General features: G+C 35.4%; 7 protein-coding genes and 1 pseudogene. All 8 read left to right on the forward strand.

Going from position 1 to position 12,342, the window contains the following annotated elements:
- Positions 1-537 (forward strand): annotated as a pseudogene (locus ACM03V_RS14610) (hypothetical protein); the annotation flags it as partial.
- 71 nt (positions 538-608) lie between these two features.
- The gene (locus ACM03V_RS14615; RefSeq protein ID WP_414621520.1) at positions 609-1,952 is read left to right on the forward strand and encodes a DUF1822 family protein; all 1,344 of its coding nucleotides are present in this window, start codon (positions 609-611) and stop codon (positions 1,950-1,952) included.
- A 288-nt stretch (positions 1,953-2,240) separates the two neighbouring features.
- Positions 2,241-2,807 carry a Uma2 family endonuclease gene (locus tag ACM03V_RS14620; RefSeq protein WP_414621622.1) on the forward strand — a complete coding sequence of 189 codons (567 nt, stop codon included), beginning with the start codon at positions 2,241-2,243 and terminating at the stop codon, positions 2,805-2,807.
- Positions 2,808-2,969: 162 nt separating this feature from the next.
- Positions 2,970-7,637 (forward strand): tetratricopeptide repeat protein, encoded by a 4,668-nt coding sequence (locus ACM03V_RS14625; RefSeq protein WP_414621521.1) that lies wholly within the window; start codon positions 2,970-2,972, stop codon positions 7,635-7,637.
- 241 nt (positions 7,638-7,878) lie between these two features.
- On the forward strand, positions 7,879-10,308 hold the full coding sequence (locus ACM03V_RS14630) for a CHASE2 domain-containing protein (RefSeq protein ID WP_414621522.1): 2,430 nt from the start codon (positions 7,879-7,881) through the stop codon (positions 10,306-10,308).
- Positions 10,305-11,003: a DUF928 domain-containing protein gene (locus ACM03V_RS14635; protein ID WP_414621523.1), complete on the forward strand. Its 699-nt coding sequence runs from the start codon at positions 10,305-10,307 to the stop codon at positions 11,001-11,003. The genes ACM03V_RS14630 and ACM03V_RS14635 overlap by 4 nt, the downstream gene beginning before the upstream one ends.
- A 216-nt stretch (positions 11,004-11,219) precedes the next feature.
- Positions 11,220-11,561 (forward strand): hypothetical protein, encoded by a 342-nt coding sequence (locus tag ACM03V_RS14640; RefSeq protein ID WP_414621524.1) that lies wholly within the window; start codon positions 11,220-11,222, stop codon positions 11,559-11,561.
- A gap of 214 nt (positions 11,562-11,775) precedes the next feature.
- Positions 11,776-12,294 carry a tetratricopeptide repeat protein gene (locus ACM03V_RS14645; protein ID WP_414621525.1) on the forward strand — a complete coding sequence of 173 codons (519 nt, stop codon included), beginning with the start codon at positions 11,776-11,778 and terminating at the stop codon, positions 12,292-12,294.
- Positions 12,295-12,342 lie beyond the last annotated feature (48 nt).

Genomic DNA, 12,342 nt, shown 5'->3' on the forward strand with positions numbered 1-12,342 from the left:
ATGGTTGGTCATGGGTGCCTCAATAACCACCTACCCCGAAATTTTGAGGGGATACAAACCAGCGAATTTTTAAAATTATATCGTCCCCAGTTTATAGAATGTTTGGATAATGCTTTGGCTACCGTTACGGAAACACGAGTGAATAAAATGCAGCGTAAAGATGCTATTAAAGCTAACAAATTTATTACAGGATTAAAATTATTTCACTGTCAGGGATTATCGATGACAGAAATAGCCAAACGTATAGAAATGAAGGCGCAGTTTCAAGTAACTCGTTTGTTGAAATTAAAAGAATTTCGCGCTGATATTACAAACGAACTTTTAGCATTACTAAAAAATCGAGTGTTGGACTTAGCAAAAAACTATGCTTCTTTAGAAAAATTACAAGCTTTAGAATCACAAATTACTATTGCTCTGACGGAACAAGTAACTAATTTGATTACAGAAGCGGAAATTGAAGCATCTAGTTCGAGAAGTGATTCACCGAGGAGTAGATTTGCTTCTAGATTATGTGAATATTTAGATGCAAGGGAGTAGGGAGCAGTAAAAAGATTAAATATAAACAAAAAAATATTAATTCATTTGAGAATAAAGAGTAATTACGAAAAATGACTAACTTATTAACAGAAATATTACCAATGACTCTAGAATTTCAACAGTTACCACCAGAAGCAATTCCGCTATCGCCGTCGCAAGTAGATGAAGCGATAGAGTTAAGCAGTCAAATTAAAGATGAATCGAAACAGTGGCAAACCTATTTGAATGCTTTAAGTTTATCAGCTTTTGAAACTTGGTTGGAATCTAGAGGAAATTCTTTTAATCTCAATCGAGATGAATGTACTGTTTTACAACCTACTTTAGCAAATGTAATTCCTACTGTTGCTAATTTACAAGTCGGTGAATTTAAAATTTGTTTGATTACTACGGGTAACTTTATTGACGAGCAAGTTGATATATCTAGAGTTGTCGTAGATTTACCGGAATATGTTCCTCATTTTTACGTTTTAGTAGAAGTTATAGAAAGTGTTGAGCAAGCGGTTATTCAAGGATTTTTATCTTATAAAGAATTATCAGCAAGACAACAAAGCGCTAATTTACAGCCAGATTTAAACTGGACATACTCCATACCACTAACTTGGTTTTGTAACGAACCAGATAGATTATTATTATATTTACGTTGTTTGGAACCCGCAGCTATTACTTTACCTGCAATACCCACAAACCGCGCTCAAAATTTAGAATTAGCGAAAGAAGAACTTATAAGAATATTACCTCAATTGCGAACAAAAGAACTGTGGGAAACTTTGACATGGGAACAAGCAACCGCAGTTTTAACCAATCGGGAATTAATTGATTGGATATATAACTTACAAACTCAAGAAGAAACATTATCTATAACATCTATACAAAAACATCTATCAGATATATTTAAATTAATTACCCAACCAACAATTAACGTCGGACGTTGGTTGTGGGATGAATTAGATACATTAGCCGAACAAACTTGGAATTTATTACCGAATATTGCACCACAACCAGTAATGCGAACACCTGTAGAAGAATTTACAGAAATTAGCTCGCAACTGCAACAAAAAGGTTTAGAAATACCCGTGCAAGCACGTGGTGCTTATCAAGATTTATCTTTAGCAGGTGTTCCGTTAAGGTTATATGCTGTAACTTGGCATTTGCTATCGGAATCCGAGCCTAATTCATGGACGTTATTGTTAATATTGGGTACTCCCGCATTAGAAAGTTTACCAACAAATTTGAAATTAAGAGTTAGCGACCAAACTGGTATTTTGGTAGAGCAAGAAGTAAATCCTGATTGGGGAAATACTTATTTATTTACGAGAGTTGTGGGGAATTTTGATGAGAAGTTTTTGGTTAGTGTCAGTTTGGGGGATGGGGTTGAGGTGACTTTACCGAGTTTTGGGTTTAATATGAGTCGGTGATTGGGAATGGGTAGTTGGTAATTGGTAATTGGTAAAACGATATTCCTGCCGAAGCATTACGAAAAGCAATGATAGAGACAAGAAAAACACATCCAGAACCATCTTAATGGGCATCATTTGTTTTATTCGGTACTCCAAGATAAAGAAATGTTACTAACATCCTTGCTTTTGGGTTGCTTTTGTACTGTCGAAGAATTAGACAGATATTTGATTTCGGGCTGGAGGATTATTAAAAATTTATTAGATATCAAAGCTAAAATATCAATAACACCGCAAGACGAATATCCCATGAGTCATAGCACTGAAGAACGGGTACGATGGACTATAGCCGATATTGAGCTATTGCCAGATAACGGCAATCGGTATGAAATTATTGATGGGGAATTATTTCTGACTAGGGCACCACATTGGGGACATCAGAAAGCAAGTGGTAATTCTTATGCTGAATTAAGAGCTTGGTCAATTTCATCTGGTTTAGGAGAAGCAGTTCAGACTCCAGGAATAATTTTTACCGATGCTGACAACGTAATTCCCGATGTGGTTTGGGTGAGTAAAGAACGTCTTCCAATGTTACTTGATGAAGCCGGACATTTAACAGGTGCGCCGGAATTAGTTATTGAAGTGCTTTCTGAAGGTGTTGATAACCAACGTCGAGATAGAGAAGTAAAGTTGAAATTATATGCTTCGAGGGGAGTCCACGAATATTGGATTTTGGATTGGAGATTGCAGCAAATTGAAGTTTATCGACGGGATAAAGCGCTTTTGAAATTAGTTGAAACTTTGTTTGTTGCGGATGAATTAACTTCACCTATGTTACCGAACTTTGTTTGTCCGGTGTCGCGTCTGTTTGTTTGATAAATACGCTAAAACCAACACATTCAATTTTCTTAAGCCAAAAACTGCATAACCCCCAAATCTCCAGATATATACATAAACGTAACGCGGTAATCTTTGCTGATACCAGTACAACTACTAACGTTATATGTAAAATATTAGTATTCTGTGAGAGTTGGCTTTATGTATTCCCGCTTAAAATTAATCGCTTTGATGTCCGTTAGCTTGATATTTTCACTGACTCTCCCGGTATATGGGGAAACCCAATTGCGGTTGTTAACTCAAAATCCCTCTTCCTTAGCTCAAAACCCCACAGCAGATGCAGACAAGCTATTTGAGCAAGGGGTGCAGCTATATCGTCAGGGACAGTATTTTCAAGCTTTACCAGTTTATCAACGGGTGTTGGAAATACGAAGACAGCAGGGGGATAAAGCGAGAATTGCTTTAGCTCTGAATAATCTCGGTGAGGTTTACATTCGCTTGGATGAAAACGATAAAGCAAATCAAGTTTTACAGTCAGCTTTAACTATTCGTCGGGAATTAAAAGATACTAAGGGTGAAGGGGAAACTTTAAATAATATTGGCTATGTTTATTTTGCTAAGAAGGAATATAAAAAAGCTTTAGAGTTGTTACAGCAAGCTTTAGCTATTCGTCGTCAGGTAAATGATAGAAAAGGTGAAGGTAAAACTCTGGCAAATATTGGTATAGTTTATAGTTATGGCTTTAACGAAGAGGCTGAAGCGTTAAAGTTTTTAGAGCAAGCTAATCGTGTTCATGAAGAGGTAGAAGATAAATACCAAGCAGGTTTTACCCTTAATAATCTTGCTCAAACGTATGCTGTTTTAAATCAAAATCCCCGTGCTTTTGTAACATTAGAGAAAGCTAAATTAGTAAATAGTCAGATAGATAACCCTGTTGCTGAAGTTAAGCGAATTGCTGTTTTAGCTTGGTTGTATTTCCGACAAAAAGATAAAGAACGTGCGATACAGTTTGGAGAACAAGCTTTAGGTTTAGCAAGAAAAAATAATCTGCGTCTGGAAGAATTGCGTCGTTTAAATTGGCTGTTAAATGTTTATACTACGACGAATATCTCTCCTTCACGCTTTATTGAATACGCTCAAAATGCTGTAAATATTGCTAGAGAGTTAAAACAACCAAAATTAGAAGCTGAAGCTTTAAATCATTTAGGACAAGGATATATTTTATCAAATAATTACGATAAAGCTTTAAATGTTTTACAAAATTCCGTAACAATTGCGCGAGAAGTCAAAGATTTAGACACAGAATCATTGGCTTTATCAAAGCTTAATTATATCTACACGTTACAGGCAAAAAATGATAAAGTTATTGAAGTTAGTCTTAGAGAATTAGAAATTATTCGATTGCAGAAAGACTTAGTAGCTGAGTTGGGTACATTAATCTCTTTATCTACGACTTATAATGCTCTAGGAGAACATGAAAAAGCATTGTCAGCAATTCAACAATCTTTAGCTGTATTACAGAAAATTGACATTGATACATTATCACCCATTGAAAAAGACATATTTTCCCTATATGACTTTAATGCTTTAGACGTATTAAGTTTTACTTATGCAAGTTTAGGAAAATATAATCAAGCTTTAGATGCTGCTCAAAAAGCTTTAACAAAAGCTCAATCTCTTCAAAAACCTCAGCTAGAGGTACAAGCGCTGCTTCATTTAGCTTTTTTATATGAAAATGGTTTCCGAAATTTATCCAAAGCAATCGAATTTTCTCAATTAGCTCTAAAAATTGCTCAACAAATTAAACAACCTGAACTAGAACTAAATGTATTAATTAAACTGAGCAGCATTTATCAAAAACAAAGAAATTATGCTTTAGCATTGGAAACAGGTGAGAAAACTTTATTAATTGCTCAACAATTGAAAAATCCCCAATTAGACTACACAGTTTTGAATAATCTCAGCGAGATTTATCGCAACCAGGGGAATTATCAAAAAGCATTGGAGTTTGCTCAACAAAGTTATGATGTATCAGAAAAAGCAGGTATTACTAGTTTAAAAGCACCTGCTATTAATTCTCTAAGTCAAAGTTATCTTTTATTAGGAGATGCAGTTAAAGCTGAGGAAACTGCAAAGCAAGCTATAGCTTTATCACAAACAAATAACAATAAGTATGGAGAAACAGTAAGTTTAGCACATCTGACTCAAGCATATAAATATCAAGGTAAATATGAGCAAGGTATAGAAGTAGCGAAACAAGGTTTAGCTATTACAAAAGAAATGAAAAACTTTCAGGGAGAAGTAACATTTTCAACTGGATTGAGTGAAATGTACGAAGCTTTAGGGAACTATGGAAAAGTTATTAGTGTCGCTCAACCTAATTTAGAATTAGCACGGAAAATAAGAAAAAGCGATGAAGAAGTACGGTTATTAATTAATTTAGGTAATGCTTATCGAGTTGTTGGTGAGTATAGCAAAGGCAAGGATTTGATTGAGCAAGGATTGAAAATAGCACGAGAATTTAAAAGCCCTAACTTAGAATTAAATGCTTTAAATAGTCTTGGTTATTATTATGCTTCGCAGAATGATTATCAGAAATCTTTAGAATTAACGCAGCAAAGTTTGAAAATTGCTCAACAACTCAAAAGTCCAGTTTTCTTAATTTCTCCTCAGTTCAATTTGGGCGATATTTACAACAATTTGGGAGATTATCAAAAAAGCCGCGATTACTATCAACAAGCTCTGGTAACATCGCGAAAACTAAAAAACCGTCGTAGTGAAGGTGTAGCTTTATTATCTATTGCTCATACCCATTTTACTCAAGGTAAACCACAGAAAACTGTTGAATTGTCTCAGCAAGCTTTAACTATTTTCCAAGAAATTAAAGTACCATCATTACAAGCTTTCGCTCATCGAATGCTAAGTATTGGTTATGGTGATTTGGGTAATGATGCGAATGCAATGAAATCAGCCCAAAGCTTTTTAGAGTTTACTAGAAAAGTTCAAAATCCTGTGTTTGAACAAAATGCTCTTAACTTGCTGGGAATGATTCATTATCGATTTGGTAGGAATTCTGAAGCAACCTCTTCTTATCAACAAGCAATTTCAATTCAAACTCCTGAAAACTTAACTGTTAATAACTGGGGACTTTATGCTGGTTTGGGTAGAGTTTACCGCAAGTTAAATCAAACGAACGTTGCTATCGGTTATTACAAACAAGCAATCAACGGAATTGAAGAAATTCGTCGGGGTATTGAAGGTTTACCACCAGAATTACAAAACTCTTTCTTGGATACGGTAATTGATTTTCAAGGAACCAAAACAGCGGATATTTACCGCGAATTAGCCGAATTATTGATTACCCAAGGAAGACAAGCAGAAGCACGACAGGTATTAGATTTGTTGAAGATTCAAGAAATTCGTGATTTTGCTTCAGCTAAAACAGATACAACTGCAAAACCTCAAATACTGCTAACTGATAAAGAGCAAGAAATTAAAACTAAAAGTGAGTCCGTTATTGCATTATCTAAACAAATTAGCGAATGCGAAAAGACGGATTGTAAAGAGAAAAGTCAACTCAACGATAGACTTACAGCTTTATCACTTCAGTTTAACCAAGACTTAGAAAAAATCGAAAAAGAAATTAGCGATCGCATTGCAACCGATCCCAACACATTTCGTCCAGATAGCCCCAAAGCTGTAGATATTGTCAAAGCACAAAAGGATACTGTGACTGTGATGGTTTATCCGTTGGTGATGGAAGATAAACTTTGGTTGTTGCTGTATTCTGGTGATGCTGCGAAAAAGTTTGAAGTCAAAGTATCTCGGAATGAATTAGGAAACACCGTTAAACAATTCCGTGAATTGATGGAAAAATGCGAAAAACGCGCTTATTGTGGTACTGAAGATATTGCGAAAATTAAACCAGTCAGTGAAAAGCTTTATAGCTGGTTGATTAAACCTTTAGAAAGTGAACTAAAAGAAAATAAAGTCAAAAATCTAGTATTTGCACTTGATAGAGTCACCCGCTACGTTCCCATGAGTGCATTGTACGACGGTAAGCAGTATTTAATTGAAAATTACACGATTTACAACGTACTTTCAGCAGACTTAACCGATACTAATTCCAGACTACCTGCAAAAATTCAAGATACAAAAGTTTTAGCAATGGGAGTATCAGAAGCGACAGGTGGTTTCCCCGCTTTAAATAATGTACCCATAGAAGTAGATAATATTGTTAGAAGTAGCAAAACAGATAAAGGAATATATCCAGGAAAAGAATATCTTGATAAATCCGTTGACTATAAAACTTTGCGAGATAATCTTACAGGTAACAATATTTTACATCTTGCGACTCATGGAGTATTTGTCCCCGGTAATAAAGAAGCATCATACTTACTATTAGGAATAGGAGAAGGTGAAAAACAAAAACTTGCAATATCTGATATTAAAACCTTAGCAGGATTAAGCAACATTCATTTAGTAGTACTTTCCGCTTGTCAAACAGCCCTAGCAGGTGAGCGTCAAGATGGTGTAGAAATAGCAAGTCTTGCCTATTCTTTTATTAATAAAGGAGCCAAATCCGTCATTGCTTCATTGTGGCAAGTTGCCGATAGTAGCACCAGTACTTTGATGCAAAACTTCTATAATAATCTTGCCAACAGCAAACAACCAATTACCAAAGCCGAAGCGATGCGTTTAGCTCAATTGCAGTTACTTTATGACAAAAATGTAACTATAAGCGATATTAAAAGAGCCGGAGGTTTAATTCCACAAGAAATACCATCATCGGGTAAAAAAGCTGAACAACAAACATTTGCTCATCCTTATTATTGGTCGCCATTTGTTTTAATTGGTAATGGTTTGTAACGCTTCTGATGATAATTCACAACCACCAGGGGTTGCAAACCCCTGGCTAATAGCATAAGTCCATTAAAATGGACTGAAATAATAATATTTTGATTCTTGTTATTAGGTACCGTTTGTTTTAAGTAATAAGGGATTGTAACGTTTTTTGAATAATCTTGTAAAATATCGCGTTGAATTTAGACTATAAAATGACATCCCAATTACCCATTACCCATTACCCATTACCCATTACCAATTCCCCATGTCCAATTTCAATCTGAAAATTCAATTAATCGAAAATACCTGTTTATTTGAACTTGCTTGGGGTGAAAGTCAACAACTTAATGCGACTTTAACTTATCCTCAAAGTATCGCAAATTTATATCACGAATGGCAGCAATGTTATCTTAAATTTTATAAAAATTCATTCAGAGGAAGAGTCGCTGATATTGGCACTATAGCACCACCTCCCATTGATTCCCGTGCTAAATTGGTGGAAGCAGAAACAAAGTTTTTATATGAGTTTCGTCACTGGTTACGCAGTGCTGAACTATATCAAATCCGCTCTACAATTACCAATTACCATTCACCGGAGGTGGGAGGTATACCAATTACCCAAACAAACGTTTTTCTCACCTGTAATTCTATAGAATTAGAACGTTTACCCTGGGAAGCGTGGAATATTGGGAATGAGTTTGCTATTACTTCTGATATTAGGATTGTTCGCAAACCAATAAATATTAGTCAACCGAATACAATTCCTATTCGTCACCGCAAAGCGAGAATTTTAGCCATTTTGGGTGATGATACTGGTTTGGGATTTGCAGAAGAAAAAAAGGCTTTAAATTCATTAAAAAAAGTTGTTGATGTTAAATTTATCGGTTGGGAGCCAAGAAAAGATATTAATCAATTAAAACAGGATATTGTCAATGAGCTTTCTGATAATATCGGTTGGGATATTTTATTCTTTGCGGGACACAGTAACGAAACTAATTTAACTGGTGGAGAAATTGTTATAGCTCCAAATACTGCTTTATATCTGAATGAAATACAAACACCTTTAACTATTGCTAAGGAAAATGGTTTACAGGTAGCAATTTTTAATTCCTGTAGTGGATTGAGTATTGCAAACAAATTGATTGATTTAGGATTCAGTCAAGTTGCAATTATGCGCGAACCTATCCACAATCAAGTTGCGGTTGAGTTTTTTATGCAGTTTTCTCAAGCTTTAGCAGAATATAAAGATGTTCATCAAAGTTTGCTGGCAGCTAGCGAATATTTAAACCAAAACAATTATATCTATCCAAGTTCTTATCTTATCCCTTCATTATTCCGTCATCCAGCAGCAGATTTATTTCGTATCGAACCTTCTGGATTTAAACATCAAATTAAACAGTGGTTTCCCAAGCGTCGTGAAATCGTTACTATTGGAACCTTAGCGATTCTAAGTTGTTTACCATCAATTCAAGATGCTTTACTTGATTGGCGAATTGGGGTGCAATCAGCTTATCGTCAAGTAACCCATCAAATACATAAGGAAAAATCACCTCCACCTATTTTATTGATTCATGTTGATGAAAAATCATTAAATGATGTTGATACTAGTGCTTATAAATTTAATCCTATTGATAAAAGCTATTTAGCAAAAATAATTGATAAACTAACAGATGTAAATGCTAATGTAGTTGGGATAGATTATTTATTAGACCGCAGAACAGATGAAGATAAAATATTAGCCGAATCTATCCAAAACTCGCGACAAAAGAATAATACGCTATTTGTATTTGGTAGTATATTAAATAATCAAAATCAAGAGCAAGGTTTACGTGATAGTATTGCTAGCTCTAATCAGGTTTTGCAAGGATATGTTGATAAGATACCAGGACATCTTTCTTTATTAAGTGCAGATAGTGACTGTACTAAAAGTTGTCCTTTCACCTATCTTTTGGCGTTAAGCCATTCGTTTCTAAAACAACAATCTAGTTCATACTTCAAAATATTAGAAAATCAGGATTTACGCGCCAAATTAATCAAATCTGCCGCTAGTAACCCAGACAATTCATCTCAGACAAGATATTTAAATCAATTGCGTTTAAATAAACTGACTACTAACTCTGAAATTTTTGGACAAACTTGGTTATATCCAATAATTGACTTTTCCATACCACCAAATCGAGTTTATCAAGTAATTAGTGCTAGTGATTTCTTGAAAAAAGAGAATGCGTCCTTCGATCGAGAACAACTCAAACAACAAATAATATTAATTGGTGCAGGTGGGTATGGAGATGCTGGATTAGCACGTAACGAACCCGATATTTTTCCTATTCCTAAAGGAGTGGCTTATTGGAGACTGCAAAGTACTACTAAAAACTATATCCCCACAATTACGGGAGTTGAAATCAATGCATACATGATTCACCATCTGCTAAAACAGCGTCTCGTAAATCCAATACCCGATTTATGGGCGATCGCAATTACAGCATTGATTGGTAAAGCATTACAAATAATTCTGGCTCAACGACAGTTTAGCAGACGCGATCGACTTGTATTATACGGTTCCCTCGCAGGTGGAAATGTAGCTTACGCATTAACCGCAATGCAATTTTATATCTGGGGAAGCATTTTACTACCGTTATTTTTACCATCAGCAGTCTTTTGGTTTTACATATTAACTAGAAAGGAAAATAAATGATAGATATTTCTACACGTTTTCGTTGTTTGCTATTGGCTAGTATCGCATCGGTATTAGTTTTTCCAGCATTATCAATAGCTCCGGAAGCGACATCAGCCCAAACAATAGAAATCACTTATTGGCAACGTCTTAAAGATATATTTCGTCGAAAACGCAGAAAACCTATATCACGTCCATTAAGAGGTATATGTTTGATATCCCCTCAACCTCCCGAACTTACAGAAAATATTCCTCCAACCTTAGTGTACGATACCAAGCCATTATTCTTGTGGAAAGGTGATATAAAAAAAATAGCAGTAGAAAGTCCAGGTAGTAAAGAATACTTAGGCACTAGAATTGTGACCGGAAATCAAAGTGTAAATTATACAGGTCAACCCTTAGAACCCGGTAAAACATATAGATGGTTAATCTTCTTAAGTGAACTTGAAAGCGCTTCTCCAACACGGTTCGTTCCTTTCAAAATCATGGAAGCACCAGAGCGAAATCGGATTACCGCAGAGTTAAAGCGTTTAGAAATATTGCAGAAAAACAAAGGAGCAAATGCAGAGAAAATAGCTTTTACTAAAGCCGAGTACTTTATTCAAAAAGGATTATGGTCTGATGCTTTGCAGCAAGCCTATTCCGTTCCAAATCCCTCACCAGAATTATCGCAGATAATAAAGGACTTACCGAATCAATTGTGTGAATCGAAATAAATTGTAATTGAACTTGCAATATTAATGTAGAGACGTAGCACTGCTACGTCTTTTTCCATCTTTGCATACCCCCCCACATCACCAGATCTTAAATCAATTTCCAAAATTTCCAAAACTGCATAACCCCGAAATACTCAGAGATATAAAGAAATAGAACACCACACACCAGGGTGTATCTACTGTCCCAATTCATTATTACAACAAGAGGAACGCAAAATGAAAGGCTTAAAAACAGTATCTGCGATCGCACTACTGGGCTTCATGGTAATTAATCCCAGAGTAAACGCTCAAACATTGTCCGAAGTTAACATCAAGCCACAAATTGAGAGAATGCAAGTTGAATCAAATCCAAATCCAGATTTAACTAAGAATAATGAAGACGTAAAAAATTATTTAGAACCAGGAATAGAGCAAAAAGAATATCAGCAGGCACAAGCAGATTTGAATGAATACATAGAAATAGATTCTTCAACACTTTATGTCTATTTATTCAAGGATTTCCAAGCAATCGAATTGCCAACTGTCGCGATCGCATTAAATACATACATGAAATCTTAACTGCTGACAGCGCACATGATAAACACAATTTTTGCATAACCCCCACATCACCCAGATATATAAAAAAGTAGGAAAGCGAGATATTAAATCAATTTCCAAAATTTCCAAAACTGCATAACCCCGAAATACTCAGAAATATAAAGAAATAGAACACCACACACCAGGGTGTATCTACTGTCCCAATAATTTATTACTACAACAAGAGGAACGCAAAATGAAAGGTTTAAAAACAGTATCCGCGATCGCACTACTCAGCTTCATGGTAATTACTCCCAGAGTAAACGCTCAAACCTTGCCAGAAGTTAACATCAAACCACAAATTGAGAGAATGCAAGTTGAATCAAGCCCAAATCCAGATAGCGACAAAGCAGTAAATTACTTAAGACAAGGATTTAGTCTTTTTCAAAATAAAAACTATCCCGAAGCAATCGAGGTTTTTAACGAAGTAATCAAAATCCAGCCAAATAATCAATATGCTTACTTAGGTAGAGGAGCTTCCTACGTTCTATTAGAACAATACCAGCAGGGAAAAACTGATTTAGATAAATCTATAGAGATCGATTCTTCAATAGCTTACTCTCACTTCTTCCGGGGAATTGCTAACGGTGCATTAGGTAATAACAACAACGCAATTACCGATTTAGAAACAGCAGCTAAGTTATTTGAGAAAGATGGAGAAACAGAACTAGCCCAAACATCTCGTAATGTGATTGAACAGTTACGTAATGCTTGATACCTGAAATAGCCTTAAAAAGCCCCCCTTCTTAAGGGGGGTTGGGGG

The sequence above is a fragment of the Calothrix sp. CCY 0018 genome (genome assembly GCF_963920925.1).
Lineage (GTDB): Bacteria > Cyanobacteriota > Cyanobacteriia > Cyanobacteriales > Nostocaceae > Rivularia.

Bases quoted from the DNA above. Each gene is read 5' to 3' on its own strand.
- ACM03V_RS14640 (WP_414621524.1), top strand. From the start codon at position 11,220: ATGAAAGGCTTAAAAACAGTATCTGCGATCGCACTACTGGGCTTCATG.
- ACM03V_RS14645 (WP_414621525.1), top strand. From the start codon at position 11,776: ATGAAAGGTTTAAAAACAGTATCCGCGATCGCACTACTCAGCTTCATG.
- ACM03V_RS14615 (WP_414621520.1), top strand. From the start codon at position 609: ATGACTAACTTATTAACAGAAATATTACCAATGACTCTAGAATTTCAA.
- ACM03V_RS14620 (WP_414621622.1), top strand. From the start codon at position 2,241: ATGAGTCATAGCACTGAAGAACGGGTACGATGGACTATAGCCGATATT.
- ACM03V_RS14625 (WP_414621521.1), top strand. From the start codon at position 2,970: ATGTATTCCCGCTTAAAATTAATCGCTTTGATGTCCGTTAGCTTGATA.
- ACM03V_RS14630 (WP_414621522.1), top strand. From the start codon at position 7,879: ATGTCCAATTTCAATCTGAAAATTCAATTAATCGAAAATACCTGTTTA.
- ACM03V_RS14635 (WP_414621523.1), top strand. From the start codon at position 10,305: ATGATAGATATTTCTACACGTTTTCGTTGTTTGCTATTGGCTAGTATC.